A 22,921-nucleotide genomic window follows, 5' to 3' on the forward strand; every position below is an offset into this window, starting at 1 on the left:
GTTGAGGGAACGTAACTCAACACCTGCTTATTTGCTAATTATGGCATAGCGACACCCCAACCGTCAACCTCGCCCAACTCCCCCAACTCCTGCAAACCCAACTCACCGAAACCAACCTCCACCAAACCCTCCAACTCTTCTGCATCGACGGCAGCAAATTCGATAACTGCGATAACCCCGCCGCCGACATCTACCTGCAACTCGTCAAAAAACACCACTGCCCCAAATCCACAGAAGGCACTCCCCGCACCCTCACGGAACTCAAAATCTACTGGCAACTCCTAGACTGGGATAAACACCCCATTCTCATTTTCTACGAAGACGCGATACCTCAAGGTTTTAGCCAAACTTTTCTCGATTCTCTCTCTCGCTTCGACGCGACAATCTGCGTTATTACCGACTCACCCCATCCCACCATTCCCACTTTCTCACCCCAAGATCCGCAACTGATTCAAACTATTATGAATTGGCTACAACGCACTGTTTTAGAAGCATAACCTATAAAGGTTTTTCCATTAATAAACTTCATCATGGCTGCCAACATCAACTAAAACAATCAGAGACTCTTCTGACTCCTCATCTTGAGCAAATGTGAATATAATACGACAATCATAAGCTACCGAACAAGACCATAAACCCTCCAAAGAACCTGTTAATTTATGAGATTTTAAAGAGTGAGTAAGAGGATCGATACTTAACAAATTAAGCACATTAATAATCCTGTCGCTCATTTCAGGATTCTTCTTGATAAGTTTTCGGAAAGCCCGTTTGAAGCTATTATCCCAAACTATCTTCATCGTCTTTATCATCCCATAAATCAGCCATTAAATCAGCCACACTTCCTTTTTTTGCTGTTCCTTGTTTTAAAGAGTCTAAACTAGCTTTAGCATTGGCAGCAATCTCTAAACGTCGCTTTTCAATTCTTCTTTTTTTGATTAAATCAAACAAATAATCTTGATCCTCAAGAGAGAGGGTTTCAACAGAATCTATAATTTCTTGAAAAGATATAATGCTCATATTTTTTTATCCTTTTCTATAACTCCGATCGCGCCGCCGCCGACATCTACCTGCAAGCCGTCACCCAAGCCATTAACCTTCCCAAACTCCTGCAAACCAGACTCACTCAACCAACAACTAAGGCAATACTCTAATTCCCCCGCGACAAATCAACTCACCCGGATTCAAAATTAATTCCTCAAGCTCAACTTCTGACCCTAAATCTAACTTAAAACTATCTAAATTACCACTACTTAATCCCTGCGAAATTTCCACTTCTGGCTGTTCAAATAGTAACTCGTGACAACTTGCTAAACCCAAACCAGTTCGCAGTAAAAAAGCAATTTTTTGACCATTATTCAACAAAATTCCCGCCTTTAATATTAACTTACCAGCCTCAATTTTTACCTGCGGATTTTGCAAATTTAATCCCTGCTGAATATCTCCCACATCCACTGCCAACAACGGCAACAAAAAATCACTCAAAGCATTAGCTAATAAAGGTGCTGAAAGTGAAGTATTCAGATCGGTCTCATTTAACCTCGCAACACCGACAACCGGAATCGGTTCTAACAACCGTAGCGGTTTACCTTTAATCACTTGACCCAAATTGATACGGATACCAGTACCAACAAGGGAAATATCAGTTAAATGCAATCCTTGATATACAGCACCCTTAGCTGCGATCGCCACCTTCGGAACCGTACCGCCCAAAATTTGGCGATCGCTACCCGAAATCTCCACAGATAACTCCTTTACCTGAGAAACCTGCGATCGCAACAACAACTGTACCGCCGGGGACAATACCGCACTCACAATCCTACTACCCCCACCCCCGCGAGACTCCTCGGAAAATACAGCGCCGCAGCTACGCCAGCGGTCGGCATCGCCATTCCCCAATTCATTCACCTCATCAGAACCATCACCCGATTGGGGAGAATCAAAACCCATAGCCATAGCCAACTTCAGAACTTATATCAATTTAATCTGAAGTGGCACTTTATTAAACCCACTGTCGCCGTCCCCCTAACTCTACTCAAAGGGGTTTCCAGAGTAATTTGTTATGATACATTATCTGTAATAGGGGGTCACACCCCTCAGCAGTCAACTCATCCTTATCAAAAACAGAACATCCAGACAGCAACTATTCCTGTAATATTTGTACATAGTCGTCTATCTAAATCATGCAAAGATTTAGCTTGTCCTTAATTGATTCGACAACTCCCCCAAGCCGTCCGCTGTATGGATGAAAGGCTGCAAAAAATACTCGCCCAGTGGGGCATTGCCTCTCGCCGCCAAGCAGAAGAGATGATTCTTGCTGGACGAGTGCGAGTTAATGGCAATAACGTCCAGCTCGGACAAAAAGCTAATCCTGCGAGCGATCGCATAGAAGTTGACGGAGTGCACGTCAAATCAGAGCAAAGACCCCAGCCGGTCTATTTGTTACTCAACAAACCAGCCGGAGTCGTATCAACTTGCTCCGATCCAGTGCAGCGCACCACAGTCCTAGATCTGTTACCGCGCAAACTGCGTGCCGGTTGCGGCATTCACCCCGTAGGGCGCTTAGATGTAGAATCCACAGGAGCTCTACTGCTCACCAACGACGGTAATCTCACCTTCGCTTTGACCCATCCGCGCCATTGCGTCCCCAAAACTTATCAAGTTTGGGTAGAAGGCAATCCCCCAAAATCGGTATTGCAAGCTTGGAGTCAAGGCATTCTCCTATCAGGCAGAATGACATTACCAGCTCAAGTTAGAGTGCAAGAGCGTAAAAGTTCCCAGACACTTTTGGAAGTAATTCTTTACGAGGGGAGAAATCGACAGGTGCGCCGAGTCGCTGAACAGTTGGGATACCCAGTGATTAATCTGCACCGCACAGCCATCGGCCCAATTCTATTGCAGCCGCCAGGAGAGGCGGAATTGCCAACAGGAAATTACCGACCTCTACTCGATTCTGAAATTAGTTTTTTGTGGAACCGAGTCAATCTAACATCAGTAAATGTGCCAGTAGATGTCAAGGAGCACAGCATATGACGAAGAATTTATTTTTTTTACTCTTCAAAAAAACTAAGAAGAACCTAGAGTCAGCCAATACCGAACAGGCCCAAAGCCTTGCAGAAATTGGCGCTCAACTCCGCCAATTCCGAGAACAGCACTCAATCTCCTTAGAACGAGTGTCGGTAGTAACAATGATTCGATCGCGCCTGCTGCAAGCCATTGAGGAGGGCGAACTCGATGAACTGCCTGAAGCCGTCTACACTCAAGGCTTGATCAAGCGATACGCAGAGGCGATGGGCTTAGATGGCGAACAGTTCGCCAACTTTTGCCCTGCCGAATCCATACTGGAACCTCCAAAAACCTCTTGGCGAGATTCGCCCCTAGCTCAACTGCGACCGGTACACCTCTACCTGCTTTATCTATTTGTGATTGTCGCGTCTGTAAATGGTCTATCTCATGCGATCGGTCGTTCAGACACAGCGGAAACAGGAGTAACGGCATCAAAACCCGCAGCTAAGCCATCCATTCCCGACAGCAGAAGCGTTACCAAATCGACTGGAAATCAAGGCCGTTTAGTGACCGATACTGCCAAGCTTCCTACTTCTGAGGCTAAGCCGCCGTCATTCCCTGATGCTGCCCTCCGCGATGACTATGCCTCGTCGCCACAGCCATTGCCAATGAATACTTCTGACGAGCCAACTCACTCTATATCGGCAAAAGTAACCAATACTTCAGAGCAAGCATCACCATCAGTGTCTGTAAAAGCAACTAACGCTTCAGATCGACCGACGGCGAATCAGCCAGTGAGTATTAGTGTCACTGTCAAGGAGGAGACTTGGGTGTTGATTGAAGTTGATGGCAAAACTGAGTTTGAGGGTAATTTACCTGTGGGGGCTCAGCGGACTTGGCAAGCTAAAGAACAACTATTTTTTAGAGCTGGTAACGCTGGTGGGGTACTGCTAGCTGTGAATAACGGGGAGGCGAAGCAACTAGGAAAGCCGGGGGCGATAGAAGAAGTGGTCTTAAAAGCCAATGAACCCCCAGCTACAGAAAAGAGGAAAGATCAAGGTTGAAAAGGGGTTTTACTGAGGGAAAAAGCTGACTGTATAAGCATTCTTCCTGCTCTCCTAGATAACTAAATCTTTCTTCGTTCTTCAGGGGTTTTTATTCTTTGATCGGGTCTCGGCGGTAGATTTTGGTGAGGTAATTAAGGCGATCGCCTATTTCCTGACTCAAAGCCCCAGACCGATACCGCCAGCCCCAGTTTCCCTCTTCTTTGCCCGGAAAATTCATCCGGGCAACATTCCCTAAACCTAAGATATCCTGAACGGGAAGGATCGCTATATCCGCAATCGAACTTAAGGCTAACCGGATCAAAGACCAGTTGATTCCTTGAGGATCGACGCAGCCTAAATAACCCAAGAAGAAGTCTCTTTCGTAGGGTTGGAGTTGTTCATACCAGCCGATAGTTGTGTCATTGTCGTGAGTGCCGGTATAAACTACACAATTGCGGACATAATTAAAAGGTAAAAAAGCATTATCGCGAGCGCCACCAAAGGCGAATTGTAAAATCTTCATCCCTGGAAACTCAAATTTATCCCGTAGCGCTTCTACTTCTGGGGTAATTACGCCTAAATCTTCGGCAATAATTGGCAAGCTGCCAAATTTCTCTTGAATTACGTCAAACAAGGCGATTCCTGGCGCTTTAATCCACGTACCATTCATAGCAGTTTTTTCACCTTGTGGAACTGCCCAGTAAGCATCAAAACCTCGGAAATGATCGATCCGAGTTACGTCTACGCAATCGAAAATACTCTGGAAACGCTGCACCCACCAATGAAAATTATCTGCTTCCAGTTGCTCCCAATTGTATACGGGATTACCCCATAATTGACCTGTTTCGCTGAAGTAATCGGGAGGAACTCCGGCCATTAAAGCTGGAAGACGAGATTCTTCTTCCAAGCAAAATATTTCAGGATTAGCCCAAACATCTGCACTATCATGGGATACATAAATTGGAATGTCTCCAATTATTTTAATGCCCCGCAGGTTTGCATAGCGCTTTAATTCTGTCCACTGATGGAAAAACTCGAATTGGATGTATTTGTGGTGAAAAATTTCCGCAGTTAGCTTTGTCCGCCACAGTTCTAAGGTCTCTGGTTGACGTTTAGCAATTCCCGGTTCCCAAGTATGCCAACTCGTACCTTGAAAGGTATCTTTTAGGGCCATAAATAAGGCGTAATCTTCTAGCCAGTGAGCCTTGCTTTCGCAAAAACCAGCAAATTCAGTTTGCTGCATGGAAGTTGCTTGAGCTTTGAAGTTTTCGCCGGCTTTTTTCAGCAGGGGAATTTTAGTTTGAATTGCGCGATCGAAATCTACGGTATCAATCGGAAATCCTGGTAGGTTTGCGAAGTCTTCATCTGTTAGTAAACCTTCATCTCGCAACCGGTCAGGGCTAATTAAGAATGGATTTCCCGCCATTGCTGAATAGCACATATAGGGGGAATTGCCATATCCCGTTGGGCCCAGAGGCAATAATTGCCAGTATTGTTGACTGTTGTCTACTAAAAAGTCAATGAAGCGATAGGCTTCTAATCCCAAGTCTCCAATACCGAATCGACTGGGTAGGGATGTGGGGTGAAGTAAAAGGCCGCTAGATCTGCGAAAAGGCATAAGAAACCTAAAATATAGAGTTTTGGATTTTGTAGAGAGTGCTTGACACTTTTACCTACAAATGGTAATTGTGATCTTAGTATTTACGGTTGTGTTTTCAAGGCCGCAGTAGGCTAAGAACAGTCTTTCATTATCTCATATTTTTGATATTTGAATTAGGCAAGGGGGATCGTGATTTAACTTTAATTTTGAGGAGAGATTAGATCGCGCCGAACCCAACAAGATAATTATATTGTCCAATCTTCAAATCTCAAACCAGGAACCCGTTCAAAATCGCGCCGATTGCGAGTTACCAAAACCCCATGCCTGGAAATCACACAAGCAGCAATTCGCAAATCTTGCGTACCTATGCGGACTTTTTGGCGAACTAATTCGGTGTAGCAATTGTAAGCTTCCTGGTCGAAATCGAGCAAATTGACAGTTTTGAAATAATTTAATGTGGCTCTCAATCTTGCATAGGCTGATAATATTGCATCTGCTGATTTAGCCCTTCTAATCTGATTAAGCCGCCCATAAAATTGTTCTTCTACTGTAATAACAGTAACAGCAATTTCTTCAGAATTGACTGCGGTAATCCGACTACTAACTATTGGATGATTTTGTTGAAAAAGCGAAACATGATCCGTATCGAGTACCCACAAACTCATTTTGTCTCTTCCTCCGCATCCATTTGACGGTAATAAGCTTCCATCTCTTCATCTCGTTCGCGACGTAAAGCTGCTATATCAGCTTGCATCTCATCGAAGTAGGGATCGTCTTTGAACATTCCCGCAAACTTCATCCAAGGATGCTCTGGTTTTGGGCGATCGATTTCTAGAGAAACTATTTCTACTTTGTCTAAGCGCTCTGTTACAATCTGGCGTAAACTGGTCAAAGCTTCTTCGCGGGTAGAACCAAAAGCCTGACACTCTGGCCAACCCAATACTGTCGCTCTATATCCTTCATTTTCTTGCTTTTCAAGCATAACCGGATAAGTTAGCTTACTCGATTTTTCCGATGTCGATTTTTCCGATGGGGCAGTAACATTAGTAGTCATAAGATTACCTTTCTACAACTCTTTCATAAATTATAACTTCCAAGTATCATAAAATTAGTATAAATTTTACGCAAACCTGTGACTTACCGCAATCCTACTCCTACAGTTGACATCATTATCGAATTAATCGATCGCTCCTCAAGGCCGATTATACTAATTGAACGGCGCAATCCTCCCTACGGTTGGGCTATTCCCGGTGGCTTTGTCGATTATGGCGAAACCGTAGAAACGGCGGCCAAGCGGGAAGCTCAAGAAGAAGTAGGATTAGAGGTAGAATTAATTGAGCAATTCTACGTTTATTCTGACCCAAATCGTGACCCTCGCCAACACACTCTTAGCATTGTATTTTTGGCCGCAGCAACAGGGGAACCCCAAGCTGCTGATGATGCTAAAACCTTAGAAATTTTTGAACCTTGGCAGTTTCCAACTCAACTTTGTTTTGACCACGCTCGCATTTTACGAGATTATTGTCGTTACCGTTTCTATGGAATACGACCTCGTTTGTAATTGCTAATTGTTAACTGTTAACTGCTAACTGTTAACTGCTAACTGCTAGATTCCCCATCTTCCCCCTCTCCCCCTCTCCCAGTCTTCCTTCCTTCTTCCTTCTTCCTTCTTCCTTCTTCCTTCTTCCTTCTTCCTTCTTCCTTCAAGAATATGGCAAATTTAACAGTTTTAGGTGCGGGTGCTTGGGGCTCCGCAGTAGCAAATTTAGCTAGTGATAATGGCCATGAAGTTAGTGTCTGGTCGCGTAGTAGTTCTCTTAATCTAGAATCAGTTTTAATTGAGGCAGATGTTGTTGTTTCGGCAGTTTCTATGAAGGGAGTTGTCGAAACTGTGGAGCGAATTAAACGGATAAAATTAAATGCTAATGCTATCATAGTTACGGCAACTAAAGGTTTAGATCCTGTTACTACTTGCACTCCTTCTCGCATTTGGCGTGATGCTTTTCCCGAACGTTCTATTGTTGTACTTTCTGGCCCCAATTTGTCTCAGGAAATTGTGCAGGGTTTGCCTACTGCGACGGTTGCTGCTAGTCTAGATTTAGAGGCTGCTAAGCGGATACAAGATATTTACAATTCTGAAACTTTTCGGGTTTATATTAATAGCGATCCTTTGGGTACTGAGTTAGGAGGGACTTTAAAAAATGTGTTCGCGATCGCTGCTGGTGTCTGCGATGGTTTGCATTTAGGAACTAATGCAAAATCGGCTCTTCTTACCCGCGCTTTACCAGAAATGATTCGGGTAGGTGTACGTTTGGGAGCACAAGTTGAAACCTTTTATGGGTTATCTGGTTTGGGAGATTTACTTGCGACTTGTAATAGTGCTTTATCCCGCAATTATCGGGTTGGTTATGGACTTGCTCAAGGCAAATCTTTAGAGCAGGTTTTGCAGGAGTTAAAGAGCACTGCTGAAGGGGTAAATACTACTAATGTATTGATCGATTTGGCTAAAAAACAGGGAATTGAAGTGCCTGTTTCTACTCAAGTTTATCGTTTAATTAATGGTATAATTACCCCTGAGCAAGCAGTTGCAGCGCTGATGGAAAGAACTGTGAAGCCAGAAAAATCTAGCTAATTGTTATTTGTTAGTAGTTAGTGGTTAGTGGTTAGTTGTTAGTTAAGTAGCTGGACAAAAATAAAGAATGTCATTGCGAGCCAAGCGAAGCGCAGTTGCGAGGGTACGAAGCAATCCCGAAGCAATTCGCTTGCGCTTTGAGATTGCTTCGCTGGGCTCGCAATGACATAGCTACGTTTATTTATGTCCGACTACTTATTAAGACTAATTACCAATTACCAATTACCAATTACCAATTACCAATTCTTACTTACCACTGTAATAAAAGGCAATTTCTTTGTCTTTAAGGGGGGCAAAATTTGCATCAGCAAGCATTTGATTGAGCTCTGATTGGGGAATGTGCTTAGCGCCTATCCGCACGATGCGCGATCGCATGGTATTAGACACGCCGCTGCGCTGTCTTCCGGCTTCTAAACCCATGACTTTGCTATATAGTTCTAGTTTAGCTGTGGGGATGGGAGTACCGTCAAAGTCGAGACCAGAGGCGATCGCTACATCGATCGCATCAGCACCAGTTGTTGTTTTTTCTGTTGAGTTTGTTTCAGTAGACATTTGGGAATAACATCAAAAATTTAGCACTAAAGCATTTTATCACTATTGGTATTACTAGCTATTATTCTGGAAGTTAGTAGAAAAAACTTGTTTAAGATCGACATTCCCACCGCTGACAATTACGCCAACTCGTAAACCTTCAGCTTGAATAATATTTTCTAACAACGCTGCTGCTGCTAAAGTGCCTGTAGGTTCGACAACAAGTTTCATGCGTTCCCACATAAAAAACATTGTTTTACGAATAGCATCCTCGGAAACTGTTACGATGTCGTCTACATAATGGAGGATTAAAGGAAATGTTAATTTACCTAAAAAAGGAGTACGTGCGCCATCAGCAATAGTATCAGGATTATGAACAGTTTGTAGGGTTTTTGTGCGGAACGATCGCGCCGCATCATCTGCTTGTTGCGGTTCCACACCAATGACTCGACATTTAGGCGATCGCGCCTTAGTGGCGATCGCGCACCCAGAAAGCAAACCTCCGCCGCCGCAACATACCAGTAATAGGTCTAATTCCCCAACTTCTTCTATGAGTTCTAACGCCGTTGTACCCTGGCCAGCGATGACGTGGGGGTGATCGTAGGGAGGGATAATTGTAGAGCCGCGATCGCTAGCTATTTGTTGGCAAAGTTCCTCTCGCGAAGTCTGCGATCGCTCATAAAAAATAATCTCGGCCCCATAGCCGCGAGTCGCCTCTTGCTTGACGATGGGAGCATCGCTAGGCATGATAATAGTTGTGCTAATTCCGAGTAATTTTCCTCCTAGTGCGATCGCCTGTGCGTGGTTTCCCGAAGAGAAAGTTATAACTCCTTGATTTTTTTGTTCTGCTGATAGTTGAGATAGAGCATTGTACGCACCGCGAAACTTAAATGAACCTGTGCGCTGAAAGTTTTCACACTTAAAAAATACCTGAGAATTTGTAATTTTATTAACAGTCTGGGACGTGAAAACAGGCGTTCTATTTACCTGACCATTCAGGCGCATTGCCGCAGACTCAACATCGGCAATACTTACGGGTAAGGCAATAGAATTAGAGAAGTTATCGTTCATTTTTTGACATCCGTAGTAGGACTTACGCAGGTCGTCCCAGAAACCGGGTTTTTGAGAGGATCTGTGGGTCATAACGAAGTATTTTCGTAAAAAAACGGTTTCTTTGGTTGGGTGCGTAAGTCCTGTAAATTAAACGTAGAGTCGGCGAGCGCCCACCTTACAAATTATAGCATTTATTTGTGTCTACTTACTTATCAAGTATTTAAGTTTTTTAAGGGCGGCTTTGATTTCGATAGAAAAAGTTTGTGTTATTGATTTTCTGATGGAAATTCTACATCTTCGTAGAGGAGGGAAATAGGAAATTGGAAGTCAACGCTAGTTAGGTAAACTTCAGGTTCAGTTCCTTCTGGAGTAGTTTCATCAATTTGGTAGTGGGTGAGTTCCCATTTATTTTGATCGTTGAGTCGATAACAATCAATGCTAATTTCTTGAGCGTTGATGAGTACATATTCTTTCAATGTATTGATGCGGCGGTAATTGGTGAATTTCTTACCTCTATCAAATCCTTCTGTACTAGGGGAGAGGACTTCAACAATTAGACAAGGATATTGGATAAATTCGATAGCGCGTCTGTCTCTTTCATCGCAACTTACCATGACATCTGGGTAGTGAAAGGGGCCATTTTCAGAGATCATAACTTTGGCATCTGCCATAGATACTTTACAGCCTTTGCCGCGCAGATAATTTTTCAAGGCATTGGTTAGATTAACAGCAATATCGTTGTGGGGAATAGTCCCGCCTGTCATGGCGAAGGCTTCACCGTTGACATATTCATATTTCAGAGGTTGCTGTTCTTCCCATTCTAGATATTCTTGGGGAGTCATGTAGCGGAATTCTGGGTTAGCAATCATTTGAGGTGTCTGTTATTAGTTATCAAGGATAATTTTATCATGCTTGAAGACCGGATTTAGACCCGGCGGTTGAAACCGCGTCTACACAGACAAAACCCGCCTTCGCGGGTTGAAATTCTATTAGTCCGCGTAGGCGGACTTCGTTTGTGTAGCCGCGAATTCTATTCGCCGGGGCCGATTAAATATGATGCAAGATATCAGTATAAATAAATTTGCGATCGATTGGGCATTTCGTGGTAGACTAATTTGAGAGAATTGATAACAAAGGTAAATATGGACGCGAATGAACTGCTAGAAAGATATGCAAACGGTGAACGAAAATTTCATTCGGTAATGCTGAGAGGAGTGGAGTTAAACGGTGTCGATCTAAGTGGGATAGACTTAAGCGGTGCAAATTTGACGGGAGCAGAGTTAAATGAGGCAAACCTCACTGGAGCGATACTTAATAGCACCAATCTCGCTCAGGCATCCCTGAGAGGCGCAAATTTGAGTAAATTATTGGGAGCTCCTTCAGCAAATCTGAGTTATGCAGACCTCAGCTATGCTAATTTCAGTAATGCAAATTTGAATCATTGCAATTTTAGTAATGCCAACCTAAACAAGGCAAACTTAAGTGATGCTGTGCTAAATCATGCAAGCCTAATAGGATCTTCCTTGATTGAAGCTAATCTAACTAGAGCTAACTTAAAAAAGGCAAATCTGACTGAGGCAAACTTGACTGGATCAGACTTAACTCAAACCGTCCTAACTAACGTGCAACTCCCAAATGTAAACTTCCACAGAGTTAAGATGCGGGGGGTAAATTTTTCTACGTATAATTTGTCAGGTATAAATCTAGCTGAAGCAGATTTAGGTGAAGCAGAACTCGCGGGGGTGATTTTTAGAAAAGCTTATTTGCGGGGTACAAATTTAGAGAGAGCATATCTTCAAAATGCTGATTTGATGATGGCAAACCTAGATGGAGCCAACCTGAAAAAAGCGGATTTAACAGGAGCAAATCTCTATGGCGCAAGCATTCAAAATACCGACTTCACAGGTGCGATAATGCCAAACGGAGAAAAGTATCAGTCAGAAACCTCTAACCAAAAATCAGAAAATTCAATAACTATGACACGCAAAATTATCTGTACCGAAAACGCACCCAAACCAGTAGGCCCATACAATCAAGCGATCGCAGCCAGCGGTACAATGCTCTTCGTAGCCGGTCAAATTGCGATCGACATCCGTATTAACCAAGTCGTCTATACCGAAGACGTAAGCAAACAAACAGAACAAGTCATGGCAAATATCGAAGCCATCCTCACAGAAGCCGGTGCTACTTGGTTAGATGTCGTCAAAACCACCATTTATCTCAAAGATATGAACGATTTTGCCGCTGTTAATGCCATCTATGGCAAATATTTTGATAGCACAACAGCACCAGCACGGGCCTGCGTCGAAGTTTCTCGCCTACCAAAAGATGTCTTAGTCGAGATAGATTGCATCGCCGTAATTTAATCAAATTCAATAATTAAAACTGCTTCATCGCCCGTTCAATACTTCGCTTATCATCCCGTTCCTTAATACTATCCCGCTTATCGTGTAGCTTCTTCCCTTTCCCCAAAGCAATATCAAGTTTCACCCAGCCGCTCTTGAAATACATCTTCAAAGGTACCAAAGTCAAGCCCTGTTGCTCCACCTTACCTAGCAACTTGCGGATTTCCTGTTTGTGCATCAACAGTTTGCGGGTGCGGCGGGGATCGTGGTTAAAATAATCGCTGGCCTTTCCCCAAGGCGAAATGTGGGCATTAATCAACCAGATTTCGCCATTGCGAACTAAAGCATAGCCGTCACGCAAATTGACTTTGCCTTCCCGAATCGATTTTACTTCGGTGCCCTTCAGCTCAATTCCAACCTGGTAAGTCTCTAATATTTCATAGAGAAAGCGGGCTTGGCGGTTGTCGCTGATTATTTTGTAGCCTTCGCTCTTCTTTTCACTCTTTTCACTCATTAATCTAATTTAGCGTGTCGGCCTGTAGTCAGGGAAGTATTTCCTCAAAATTGTTGCCCTTTAGTTTTAAGCTGTTATCAGGACAGAATTGATAAGACTAGCGCATGGCAACTATCTGGGAACTCGATTATTACAGCCGTCCGATTGTGGACGACCAACAGAAAAAACTCTGGGAAGTCTTGATTTGCGAGAGTCCCCTAAATGTAGGCGACAAGTCAGAGTCATTGTTTCGCTACTCCCAGTTTTGTCCAAGTTCTACCGTGAACTCCTTATGGCTGGCGGCGGCTATCAAAGAAGCGATCGCATCTTCTCCTTCCCCTCCTGAAAAAATCCGCTTTTTTCGCCGCCAGATGACCAACATGATTGTCAAAGCTTGCGAAGAGTTGCACATTCCCACCGCCCCCAGCCGTCGTACCTACGCTCTACAACAGTGGCTGCGAGAACGGATGGAGGATGTGTATCCTACTCACCCTGGTTTTCAATCTGGCTTGACTCCTTCTGTCCAATATAGCTCTGAGATCCCGCAAGCTCTACCAGATGCTCTCCTTGGCGAGAAATGGAGTTTCGTGACTCTACCAGTTGAGGCTTTCGAGGAAATGTCCGACTGGGAGATTGAGTTTGGAGAAGCTTTTGGACTAGAAGCCTTTGGGCTAAAGCCTCAGACACCAATTCCGGGACTGATTATTTTCTCATCCAGGGCCACAGCATTAGCCGCGTGGATGTCGGGTTTGGAGTTAGCTTTTGTGACCTTTGATGGCGGCCCTCCTGCGAGGTTAGTGTTAGAAACAGGAGCTAGCGATCGCTGGATTTTAGCTAATCTCAGAGATTTAAGTATTGTCGCCGAAGTCAAAGGCTTTGAATCAGCCAAGGTTGCAGCCAATCAAGTACATTTTTTAGCTATCCAGTCCCATCCTGAAGCTGAGTCTTTCGCCGGATTTTGGCTACTACAAGAATTTAATCTTTAGGTGGGGAGCGAGGAAGCGGCGGAGCGAGGGAGCAATTTCAATTATCAATTAGCAATTAGCAATTAGCAATGAGCAATTAGCAATGAGCAACGACCAATCAGCAGAACAACTGCTAGAGTTAGCAGCTAAAGCTGGGGCACAAGCCGCCGAGGTATTTCAGTCGCGATCGCATTCGCGACCAGTGTTTTTTGAAGCAAATCGGCTCAAACAACTAGAAAGTATCGAATCAGAAGGAACTGGGTTGCGGCTATGGCGAGATGGTTGTCCGGGTTTAGCGGTGGCCTATGGGCCAGTAGAACCCCAAGCTTTGATCGATCGCGCGATCGCACTTTCTGAACTCGGTGTCCCGGAGACAATAGAACTAACTACAGGTTCGCAAACTTCTTATCCAGATTTGGGACGATCGGTAGAAGTAGAACAGTTAGTAATTTGGGGAAAAGATGCGATCGCCACCATCCGAGAATCCTACCCAGAAATCCTCTGTACTGCTGAATTTGACTGCGAAGTAGAAAGCATCCGCCTACTTAATTCCTTGGGGTTAGATAGCAGCTATACAGACACAACTCTGAGCGGCTATCTAGGTGCAGAATGGGTACGAGGAGAAGATTTCTTGAACGTTTCCGATGGCGAAACCCAGCGAGAAAACCTCGATCCAGTAGATTTAACCAAACGGATATTACAACGGTTAAATTGGGCCAAAGAAAATGTCGTCCCTCCGACAGGAAGAGTACCTGTTTTATTCACAGCCAAAGCAGCGGATCTGCTGTGGGGAACCGTTTCTGCGGCCCTCAACGGCAAACTCGTGCTCGAAGGGGCCTCACCTTGGAGCGATCGCCTCGGCGAGCCCGTAACCTCCCCCCTCCTCACCCTTTCCCAAGCCCCCGATGCAGGGCCCTATAGCTGTCCCTTTGACGACGAAGGAACTCCTACCCGCCCGATTGTTTTCATCCAAAAAGGAGTTTTGCAGCTCTTTTATGCCGATCGCACTACGGGTAAAATCTTAGGTAGCGGTACAACCGGTAACGGCTTCCGCCCCGGTTTAGGGAGTTATCCAACTCCGGGTTTATTTAATGAGTTAATTCAACCAGGAAAACGGAGTTTAATTGATTTAATTGCCCAACTAGATGACGGATTGATAGTCGATCAAATGCTAGGCGGAAGTGCTGGGATTTCTGGCGAGTTTTCTATTAATGTCGAACTTGGCTACAGAGTAAAAAATGGTCAAATAATTGGCAGAGTCAAAGATACAATGGTTGCGGGAAATGTCTACACAGCCCTTAAGCAACTTGTAGAATTAGGAAGCGATGCGGAGTGGAACGGTTCTTGTTACACCCCTTCTGTAATTGTAGAAGGATTGTCAGTTACGGGTCGAAATTAGAAGAGGGGCTAGGGGCTAGGGGCTAGGGGCTAGGGAAGAGGGAAGAGGGAAGAGGGAAGAGGGGAAGATGGGGAGGATGGGTGATTACCAATTACCAATTACCAATTACCAATTACCAATTACCAATTACCAATTACCAATTACCAATTACCAATATCAGCGTGTATCTACATAAATAGCAAATGTATCAAATGGGAGTAATTGATAAAACAGTGACTCTGTTTCGTCCAGTCGGTCAAAAAGAAATGGAATTAATTCGGAAAAGTGGTTACACTTCCTTTCCCCCGCGTCTACCTTTCCAGCCTATTTTCTATCCCGTACTTTCTGAAGAATATGCCGTGCAAATTGCACGAGATTGGAATACAAAAGATGCAGCATCGGGATATATTGGTTATGTCACCACATTTCGAGTTCGTGCAAACTTTTTAAGTCGATATGCGATACAAACTGTTGGCAGTTCAAGACATCAAGAATATTGGATTCCAGCAGAACAATTAGCAGAATTCAATCAAAATATTATCGGATTGATTGAAGTTATTGGCAAATTCAGAGCATCATAGGAGGTAAAAATGCTAGATTTTAGTCAATTTGAAGTCTTAAGTTTTGATTGCTACGGAACCCTCATAGATTGGGAAGGAGGGATACTGCCAGTATTGAAAAACCTACTGGAAACCCACAATATTAATCAGAGTGACAAGCAGATTCTGGAACTATTTGCAGAATTTGAGTCAGAATTAGAAAAGGACACAAATGGATATCTGAAATATCGGGAAGTTTTGCGACAAGTCGTGAAAAAAATTAGCGAACGGTTTAATTTTGATGTCACAGAAGCAGAATTAAACAGCCTTCCTGATTCCCTCAAAAATTGGCAACCTTTCCCCGATACCGTCGAAGCACTAAAAGCGCTAAAAAAGAGATTTCATCTGGCGATTATCTCCAATACAGACGATGAATTATTTGCCGATACCGCCAAACATCTCCAAGTAGAATTTGACTGGATTATTACAGCAGAACAAGTCAAATCCTATAAACCATCACCGCGCAATTTTGAATTTGCTATTCAAAAAATGGGGATATCTCCCGATAAACTGCTGCACGTTGCTGAAAGCATTTACCATGATGTTATACCCGTAAAAGCAATGGGTTTATCAACAGTGTGGGTAAATCGGCGTGTTGGGAAAGAAGGATTTGGTGCAACTAAGGCCGCTAGTGGTGAAGCTGATTTAGAAGTACCCGATTTGAAAACTTTAGTTTCGCTAATTTGAAGTTTTTTAGCTGGAAATAAAAAATAGGAAAAACTAGATAATCAACCCCCTAAAACTTTTCCTGAGAGAACACTACTAGGCTGCCTGACACATTGCTTGGTGCACTGGAATTTCGATCGCAAACTCTACTCCTTGTCCCGGTGTGGATTGGCAGTAAATCTTGCCGCCGTGTTTTTCGGTAATAATCTGATTGCTGATGGAAAGTCCCAATCCTGTGCCTTTGCCAATAGGCTTGGTGGTAAAGAATGGTTCAAATAGTTTGGCACAGATATTTTCCTCAATACCAAAACCGTTATCAGCGATGTAGATAGCGATCGCCTGATTGGGTAATGATTGGGTGCGAATCGTGATGCTGCTGGGGTTTTCACGCATCTCAGCATGGCTACGCTGGCGATCGCGTTCTTCCAAGGCATCAATAGCATTGTTCAGAATGTTCATAAACACCTGATTCAGTTGGCTGGGATAGCATTCCACCGACGGCAATTCTCCATAGTTCCGCACAATCTGAATGCCGGGATGATCTGGTCTAGCTTTGAGGCGATGTTGTAAAATCAGCAGGGTACTTTCAATCCCTTCATGTAGATCGATCGCCTTGGCTGTCGATTCATCCAGACGGGAAAAGTTTTTCAGAGAACGAACAAGTTGGCTGATGCGATCGCTTCCTACATTTAGAGAATGGAGCAGCTTAATCAAGTCTTCTTTCAGATAGTCTACATCCTGCTCGTCCATCCATGCCTGAATTTTGGCATGGGGTTGGGGATGGCATTCCTGATACAAATCCACAAAGTTAATCAGAGCCAGGATATATTCTTCAGCAGGTGCAAGATTAGCATGGATAAAATTTACAGGATTGTTGATTTCGTGCGCCACTCCTGCCATCAGTTGACCAAGGGCCGACATCTTTTCGCTTTGCACCAGATGTACCTGTGCCTGCTTCAAGTTGTCTAGGGTTTGAGAGAGTTCGGCAGTACGATTTTCCAGTTTCTTTTGAGAGTCGCGCAGTTGCAGATGTACCCGGATGCGTGCCAATGCCTCTTCATGCTGAATTGGCTTCGTAATGTAATCCACTGCTCCCAGACTCAGCCCTTTAACCTTATCCACTGAGTCAGAAAGAGCCGTCATAAAAATCACAGGAATGTCGCGGGTGGTGGGGTCGGCTTTGAGCCGCTGACAGGTTTCAAACCCATCAATTCCCGGCATCATTATATCCAACAAAATAATATCAGGAAGGTAGGACTGGAGCCTTTGTAGAGCCGCTTCCCCGCTTTTGGCGATCGCTACCCGATAACCCATCTCACTTAACACATCAAATAACACTTGAATATTAGTGGGGTTATCATCCACCACCAGAATAGTTCCGAGTTGAGATTTAGCATCAAATGACATAGCTGAACTCCCTAATTAAGTTAATAATAAAGACCTATATATAGGGTTCTAGCAGATTGATAATAGCTTCGTCATTGAACATTTGGCTTAATTCTAGTATTTTGTTACTGAAAGTCGCATACTGAGGATTGAGTTGCTTAAGGCGGTTAGCTTCTTGCTGAATATCTGCCATAAAGCCATCCTGGGTTGCCCGGTAAAGGACTGCCAGTTCTTCCCTTGGTGGCACTACCCAATCCACTGAGTCGGAAACCGTAGCAGAAAGTTCCTCCGTCTCCGGTAATGTCTCATAAATCCATTGCAAATCTAGGTGGCGCTGCAATTCGCCTAGCAATCCATTAAACTCGACTGGTTTTGGGAAAAAGCTATTACATCCAGCCGCGATCGCATCCTGCATATCCACCTGAGACAAACTAGCAGGGGAAGCAATGATTGGCATATTGGCAAAATCCGGTAGTTCCCGCAGGCGGCGGGTCATTTCCAGCCCATCCATTTTTGACATCATCACGTCGGTAATAATCAAATCTGGGCGCATTTGTAGGGCGACTTCCAGTCCGGTTTGCCCATCGTCAGCCTCAGCCATTTTAAAACCCAAGGGTTCCAGCATTCCCATAAGCACAGCACGATTTTCCCGGCGATCGTCGATCGCTAAAATTTTGCGCCTTTCCCCCTGATAGCCAATTACCCGTTGATTAGCAGAGACAGATTGGGTAAGCCAATCGGTAGCAATAGGCAGATTCACCTCAAACCAGAAAGTGCTACCTTTGCCCAAGGTGCTATTAACCTGGATAGAACTGTCCATCATTTGCACAATTTGCTGACTGATTGCTAACCCCAAACCAGTACCTTCGCTGTTGCGATCGCGCTTCCCAGCCTGCTCAAAGGGTAAAAATATAGCTTGTAACTTTTCTGGTGGGATGCCAATGCCTGTATCTTTCACCTGGAAGCGAATTCTCGGCGATGCAGCGTCAGTTTTTTCCCCATCATCCACAACTTCAACGTTAAAAGAGACATTACCAAAATCGGTGAATTTGATGGCATTACTGAGCAGATTTAGCAACACCTGTCGCAAACGTTTGTCATCGGCATAGACGGCAGTGGGCAGATTAGCAGCCGGGTGGTAACGGAAAGTAACGCCCTTTTGTTCTGCTTTGATCCGGCAAATTTCTACAGTGGTAATGAGGAAATTAGTGAAGTGGAAATCCTGGGGATAGAGTTCCATCTTTTGCACTTCCAGTTTGGACAGATCCAAAATGTCATTGATCAAAGTTAGTAGGTGAGAACCGCACTGGTGAATCACTCCCAATCCTGACCTCTGCTTGGCAGTAGTAGCGGGATCGCGCTGGAGAATCTGAGTATAGCCAAGGATGCCGTTGAGGGGGGTTCGCAATTCGTGGTTCATGTTAGCGAGAAATTGGCTTTTAGCACGGTTGGCAATTTCTGCCTTTTCTTTTGCTTGCAATATTTCTAGTTCGGCAGACTTGCGATCGCTAATATTGCGGCAAACGATAACGCCCCCTTTCAAGGTACCACTGGCATCTTTTAGAGGTGCTCCACTCACTGTCACCCAAAGGCCTTCTGGGGCTTTACTATGACGGATAAATATCTCCACATTGCTTACTTGCTCGCCCTGAAGCGCCCGCACCAGGGGAAGCTGCTCCGTTGGGAACAGAGTCACTCGATCGGTTTGATACACCCCATATTCCTCTGACCATGCTTCCTGTTGGCTTTCAGTAATTCCGCTGCCAAACATCTGCTCGGCGGCAGGGTTAAAGATCAGGAATTGACCCTTTTCATCGGCAACAATTACGCCATCGCTCATGCTGCTAAGGATCAGTTGCATCAAGCTAGTTTGCTCTTGAAGCGCCTGGTTACTTTGCTGAAAGTCCGATGAACCTTGCTCTTTTTCATTCAGCAGTGCTTTGACTCGTTGAATTAGATCGTTGAATGCAGTTGCCAGAATGCCTGTTTCATCATTGGTGGTGACGGCCGTTTGTAGGTCAAAGTTAGAGGTTTGTGTGACTTGCAAGGCGATGTCTGTCAATGATTGTATCGGCTTGGAAATACTACTGGCAATTCGCAATCCGATGATTAATGCTAGAATCGCGCAGCCTAAACTGGTTATGCCAATTAGAATCATGGTGGGTTGGGCTTGGGAAATTGCTTCGTCATACATTGACGAATACTCCAGAATCACCGCACCATCAATCTTGTTTCCCTCGTTTTTCAGTGGAATAACAATCAGCTTAATCCCTTGGGGATAATCGTCGCTCTTTTCCAGAAAGGTTCTAGAGTTGCCATCTTGCATCGTTTGCTGAATTTCGTTGCCCAGATCGTGGTCAAAAGTAGTGCCGATATTTTCAGGAACGGCATCTGCTAAAATCCGCTTTTGGCGATCGACTACCACAATGTCGCGCTGTTGCAAGTCATGTAGTAGCTTGGTGTAGTTTTGCAGTTCGTCTGAGCGTTTAACAGGAATGGGTTCTTGATGAGAAAAGCTATCTTTGACAATGGCGATCGCCAGTACCTCGGCAACGTGCTCGGCTTCTGCGATCGCTAGGGTTTCAGCAATTTTATGACTTTGGGCGATCGCAACTGTACCAACCACCCCTGTTAATAGGGAAACACCAATAAAGCTACTAACCAGTTTGTGCGAAATTTTCATGGCAATAGTAATTCAGTCAGGACTTACGCAAAAGTAAAGTTGCACCCACCCTACTTACTCACCTGTACTCAAACTTGGCTTCCGAATAACTGCGTAATAACTAGCAATAATTGCCACCATCAGCCACCAAAGCATATTAACCTCTGGCCGATACCAGACAGTATCGACAAAACCGTGAGCCATCATACCAGCTAAAGTCGCGATCGCAGCCATCAACCAAAACCCTTCACTCGATTTTAAATTGGAGATTGGGGAATTTTGATTAACAACTTCAACCTGTGAAATAGACTCCATCGCTTGTCCATCCCGTAGACTTTTTAGTTCCACAAATCCCTGATTAAATGTCACCGTTAGCAGCCACAGAAAAGTTATTAAACCGATGAAACCACTTTCTACCGTAATTTCTAGCAGTACAGAATAGGCACTCAAAGCACTGTAACGCGGTCGCATATAAAGGGGATAAACCTTATTAAAAGCCACATTCCCAGGGCCAATCCCTAATATCGGGCGATCGCGAATCATTTGAATCACAGCCGTCCAAACATTAATACGGAAATTATTGCTACTATCTCCACGCCCCACAAAAATACTGGTAACGCGATTCCGTAGGGGTTCCACCAATAACAGCCCTAAAACGATCGCAAAAGCAAAACTTCCCAACCCAAGAGGTAGTGCCCAAGTACGCCAAAAACGAGGCATTCTAGGACTCCACCAATACCACATCAAAATTGCAAACAATACAATCATCACCACACAACCAATCCAAGCCCCCCGGCTATCCGTATAGCGCAAACAAGCAGAATTAACTAACAGCATCGTCACAGCTAAAGCTTTTGGGCCCCAGCCTTTCCAGACGAAAATTGCCGCAAAACTCAAAGCAATTGCCGGCAACAAATAGGAACCCAAAAGATTTGGATTACCCAAATAACTGTAAGCCCGCGTTAAATTTGCCTGAGTAGAAGTAGGGTCATTCCAAGTTGCCAACGGCGGAACTTGATCTATCCACTGTCGCACCCCATAAAAACTGACAATTAAGGCAATGTGCAAATAAAGCGCAATTAACCACCCTCGTAGTTTAGGCGATCGCAATACCCTAGCCATCAACGCAAAAAATACTAAATAAAGCGTCAGCTTACCCCAACCCACAAAAGCAGCCGCCTTTACTGGTGACATTGCTGTTGCTACCGTTGCCACACTCCAGTACAGTAAAACTAGCAAATGAATAGGCGTAAAAACAATCACCTGCCAATCGGAAAGTGTCATTAATACCCAAAAAGCACCACCAGCAACTAATAGTAAACCTATTAACGCATTGCCCACAAAAGGAGCCAAAGCAAAAACCAAAGAAAGTAAAACAAAACCAAGGGGTTCTGCCCATTGCATCAACCAGCTACCCTGCCGCCAACTCCGCAAAGAGCCACAAGTCAAACTGTATAAATAGCTGGCACTACGCCACTGATAAAGTGGCAAATTAAAAAGCGTCAACTGTTGCCAAACTGAGTTCATTTTTAATTTGTTAGTTGTTAGTTGTTAGTTGTTAGTTGTTGGTTGTTGGTTGTTAGTTGTTGGTTGTTAGTTAACAGTCAACAGTTAACAGTTAACCGTTAACCGTTAACAGTCAACAGTCAACAGTTAACAGTTAACCTTCCAACAATTCCATTGCATTTAAACAGGGTAGTGCCAGCATATATCGATATCCCGAATCTGGCGAACCTTGAATTGATAGTTGACCCCCTTGCATCTCCACCAATTGGCAACAAAGCAATAACCCCAAACGTTCCCGTGCTCCGTAACCAGCTAGCTGAGGTGTCTTATCTGCCTCATCAGCCGCAACCAAGGCGGATAATTCAGAGAACGAGAGCACCAGCCGACTCAATCCCTGTGTAGGTAAAGATGGCAGTTGCTCGGCTATCTGAGGTTCACGCCCACCGGAGTTCACCTCTGAATAGTTGGCTCTTTCACTATTTGATAAGTAATCCGAGTAGAGTTTAGCATGGGGGAGGCTGTCTCCTAGCCAAGGGTGAAAAACCCAAACTGCGATGTTAATTCCTTGTTCTTTCCGAGATAGGTGAATCCGAATTACACTACCCGAACCAGCCGACTGAACCACACTAAATATCAAGTGGTGTAGCATAAGCTGGACTTTATCTTTATCCAGTAACCACAATCGGGAGCCTGGACTGATGGAGAGAGAAATTTCTTGCTCTTGTCGGGAAACCACCTGCGATAAAGAGCCAACAGCCTGTTGACATAAAGTTTCAATATCAACAGCGGAGCATTTAATAGTTGATGGGTTGTCGTCAAGTTCTGCGAGCCCAACAATTTCTTCCACGAGCGATCGCAACTGTTTGCTACTGTTTTGAATGATATCGAGGTATTCCTTTTGTTTGCTTGTCAGCGGGCCGTAAATTTCTTGGTTCAGAACACTCGCCATACCGACAACTGAAGTGAGCGGAGTTAGCAATTCCTGAGCTAAATAAGTCAGTAATTTTACTTTAATAGAGTTATTAAGTGGATCTGTGGGTTGGTTAATCATTCGTC

General features: G+C 44.3%; 23 protein-coding genes and 1 pseudogene. 9 read left to right on the plus strand and 15 right to left on the minus strand.

Going from position 1 to position 22,921, the window contains the following annotated elements:
• Positions 1–38: 38 nt before the first annotated feature.
• The 4 genes from PY364_RS22345 to PY364_RS22360 all read right to left on the minus strand — a co-directional run bounded on the left by PY364_RS22345 (position 39) and on the right by PY364_RS22360 (position 1,953).
• Complete coding sequence (locus PY364_RS22345) at positions 39–278, minus strand: hypothetical protein (protein WP_275526401.1); 240 nt, start codon at positions 276–278, stop codon at positions 39–41.
• Positions 279–515: 237 nt separating this feature from the next.
• Positions 516–809, minus strand: a complete 294-nt coding sequence (locus tag PY364_RS22350) for a type II toxin-antitoxin system mRNA interferase toxin, RelE/StbE family (RefSeq protein ID WP_343278491.1) — start codon at positions 807–809, stop codon at positions 516–518.
• Positions 778–1,017 carry a hypothetical protein gene (locus PY364_RS22355; protein ID WP_275526403.1) on the minus strand — a complete coding sequence of 80 codons (240 nt, stop codon included), beginning with the start codon at positions 1,015–1,017 and terminating at the stop codon, positions 778–780. The genes PY364_RS22350 and PY364_RS22355 overlap by 32 nt, the downstream gene beginning before the upstream one ends.
• A 117-nt stretch (positions 1,018–1,134) precedes the next feature.
• Positions 1,135–1,953: a DUF2993 domain-containing protein gene (locus tag PY364_RS22360; protein WP_275526405.1), complete on the minus strand. Its 819-nt coding sequence runs from the start codon at positions 1,951–1,953 to the stop codon at positions 1,135–1,137.
• A 285-nt stretch (positions 1,954–2,238) separates the two neighbouring features.
• Here PY364_RS22360 and PY364_RS22365 point away from each other — a divergent pair, with 285 nt between their 5' ends.
• Complete coding sequence (locus PY364_RS22365) at positions 2,239–3,030, plus strand: pseudouridine synthase (protein WP_275526483.1); 792 nt, start codon at positions 2,239–2,241, stop codon at positions 3,028–3,030.
• Positions 3,027–4,067 carry a helix-turn-helix domain-containing protein gene (locus tag PY364_RS22370; protein ID WP_275526407.1) on the plus strand — a complete coding sequence of 347 codons (1,041 nt, stop codon included), beginning with the start codon at positions 3,027–3,029 and terminating at the stop codon, positions 4,065–4,067. Before PY364_RS22365 ends, PY364_RS22370 begins: the two co-directional genes overlap by 4 nt.
• 91 nt (positions 4,068–4,158) lie before the next feature.
• On the opposite strand, the pseudogene malQ reads toward PY364_RS22370, so the two are convergent.
• The 3 genes and pseudogenes from malQ to PY364_RS22385 all read right to left on the minus strand — a co-directional run.
• Positions 4,159–5,676, minus strand: a pseudogene (malQ, locus tag PY364_RS22375) (4-alpha-glucanotransferase); the annotation flags it as partial.
• 218 nt (positions 5,677–5,894) lie between these two features.
• Positions 5,895–6,314 carry a type II toxin-antitoxin system VapC family toxin gene (locus PY364_RS22380; RefSeq protein WP_275526411.1) on the minus strand — a complete coding sequence of 140 codons (420 nt, stop codon included), beginning with the start codon at positions 6,312–6,314 and terminating at the stop codon, positions 5,895–5,897.
• Positions 6,311–6,703 carry a type II toxin-antitoxin system HicB family antitoxin gene (locus PY364_RS22385; protein WP_275526413.1) on the minus strand — a complete coding sequence of 131 codons (393 nt, stop codon included), beginning with the start codon at positions 6,701–6,703 and terminating at the stop codon, positions 6,311–6,313. The genes PY364_RS22380 and PY364_RS22385 overlap by 4 nt, the downstream gene beginning before the upstream one ends.
• 78 nt (positions 6,704–6,781) lie before the next feature.
• On the opposite strand from PY364_RS22385, the gene PY364_RS22390 reads away from it, so the two are divergent.
• Both PY364_RS22390 and PY364_RS22395 read left to right on the plus strand, forming a co-directional pair.
• Complete coding sequence (locus PY364_RS22390) at positions 6,782–7,210, plus strand: NUDIX hydrolase (protein ID WP_275526415.1); 429 nt, start codon at positions 6,782–6,784, stop codon at positions 7,208–7,210.
• A 150-nt stretch (positions 7,211–7,360) separates the two neighbouring features.
• A complete protein-coding gene (locus PY364_RS22395; protein ID WP_275526417.1) occupies positions 7,361–8,281 on the plus strand; it encodes an NAD(P)H-dependent glycerol-3-phosphate dehydrogenase in 921 nt (306 codons plus the stop codon).
• A gap of 246 nt (positions 8,282–8,527) precedes the next feature.
• Here PY364_RS22395 and PY364_RS22400 read toward each other — a convergent pair whose 3' ends face one another.
• The 3 genes from PY364_RS22400 to PY364_RS22410 form a co-directional block, all read right to left on the minus strand.
• Positions 8,528–8,833 (minus strand): DUF4090 family protein, encoded by a 306-nt coding sequence (locus tag PY364_RS22400; protein ID WP_275526419.1) that lies wholly within the window; start codon positions 8,831–8,833, stop codon positions 8,528–8,530.
• 54 nt (positions 8,834–8,887) lie between these two features.
• Positions 8,888–9,883 carry a threo-3-hydroxy-L-aspartate ammonia-lyase gene (locus PY364_RS22405; protein ID WP_275526421.1) on the minus strand — a complete coding sequence of 332 codons (996 nt, stop codon included), beginning with the start codon at positions 9,881–9,883 and terminating at the stop codon, positions 8,888–8,890.
• Between the two features lie 248 nt (positions 9,884–10,131).
• Complete coding sequence (locus PY364_RS22410; protein WP_275526423.1) at positions 10,132–10,734, minus strand: Uma2 family endonuclease; 603 nt, start codon at positions 10,732–10,734, stop codon at positions 10,132–10,134.
• 273 nt (positions 10,735–11,007) lie between these two features.
• Here PY364_RS22410 and PY364_RS22415 point away from each other — a divergent pair, with 273 nt between their 5' ends.
• The gene (locus PY364_RS22415; protein ID WP_275526425.1) at positions 11,008–12,231 is read left to right on the plus strand and encodes a Rid family detoxifying hydrolase; all 1,224 of its coding nucleotides are present in this window, start codon (positions 11,008–11,010) and stop codon (positions 12,229–12,231) included.
• Between the two features lie 13 nt (positions 12,232–12,244).
• Here the strand turns inward: PY364_RS22415 and smpB are convergent, their stop codons facing one another.
• Positions 12,245–12,724, minus strand: a complete 480-nt coding sequence (gene smpB, locus PY364_RS22420; RefSeq protein WP_275526427.1) for an SsrA-binding protein SmpB — start codon at positions 12,722–12,724, stop codon at positions 12,245–12,247.
• Positions 12,725–12,828: 104 nt separating this feature from the next.
• Between smpB and PY364_RS22425 the strand changes: the two genes are divergently transcribed.
• The 4 genes from PY364_RS22425 to PY364_RS22440 all read left to right on the plus strand — a co-directional run bounded on the left by PY364_RS22425 (position 12,829) and on the right by PY364_RS22440 (position 16,332).
• Positions 12,829–13,689 (plus strand): Tab2/Atab2 family RNA-binding protein, encoded by an 861-nt coding sequence (locus PY364_RS22425; protein WP_275526429.1) that lies wholly within the window; start codon positions 12,829–12,831, stop codon positions 13,687–13,689.
• Between the two features lie 82 nt (positions 13,690–13,771).
• Positions 13,772–15,067: a TldD/PmbA family protein gene (locus tag PY364_RS22430; RefSeq protein WP_275526430.1), complete on the plus strand. Its 1,296-nt coding sequence runs from the start codon at positions 13,772–13,774 to the stop codon at positions 15,065–15,067.
• Between the two features lie 191 nt (positions 15,068–15,258).
• Positions 15,259–15,627, plus strand: a complete 369-nt coding sequence (locus tag PY364_RS22435; protein WP_275526432.1) for a hypothetical protein — start codon at positions 15,259–15,261, stop codon at positions 15,625–15,627.
• A gap of 9 nt (positions 15,628–15,636) precedes the next feature.
• Positions 15,637–16,332 carry a haloacid dehalogenase type II gene (locus PY364_RS22440; RefSeq protein ID WP_275526434.1) on the plus strand — a complete coding sequence of 232 codons (696 nt, stop codon included), beginning with the start codon at positions 15,637–15,639 and terminating at the stop codon, positions 16,330–16,332.
• Between the two features lie 75 nt (positions 16,333–16,407).
• Here PY364_RS22440 and PY364_RS22445 read toward each other — a convergent pair whose 3' ends face one another.
• From PY364_RS22445 to PY364_RS22460, 4 genes are all read right to left on the minus strand, one after another.
• Positions 16,408–17,718 (minus strand): response regulator, encoded by a 1,311-nt coding sequence (locus PY364_RS22445; RefSeq protein ID WP_275526436.1) that lies wholly within the window; start codon positions 17,716–17,718, stop codon positions 16,408–16,410.
• A gap of 34 nt (positions 17,719–17,752) precedes the next feature.
• The gene (locus tag PY364_RS22450; RefSeq protein WP_275526437.1) at positions 17,753–20,380 is read right to left on the minus strand and encodes an ATP-binding protein; all 2,628 of its coding nucleotides are present in this window, start codon (positions 20,378–20,380) and stop codon (positions 17,753–17,755) included.
• A 54-nt stretch (positions 20,381–20,434) separates the two neighbouring features.
• Complete coding sequence (locus tag PY364_RS22455) at positions 20,435–21,886, minus strand: IctB family putative bicarbonate transporter (RefSeq protein WP_275526439.1); 1,452 nt, start codon at positions 21,884–21,886, stop codon at positions 20,435–20,437.
• Between the two features lie 133 nt (positions 21,887–22,019).
• Positions 22,020–22,916: a histidine kinase dimerization/phospho-acceptor domain-containing protein gene (locus PY364_RS22460; protein ID WP_275526441.1), complete on the minus strand. Its 897-nt coding sequence runs from the start codon at positions 22,914–22,916 to the stop codon at positions 22,020–22,022.
• Positions 22,917–22,921 lie beyond the last annotated feature (5 nt).

It is taken from the genome of Kamptonema sp. UHCC 0994, assembly GCF_029167235.1.
Lineage (GTDB): Bacteria > Cyanobacteriota > Cyanobacteriia > Cyanobacteriales > Microcoleaceae > Kamptonema.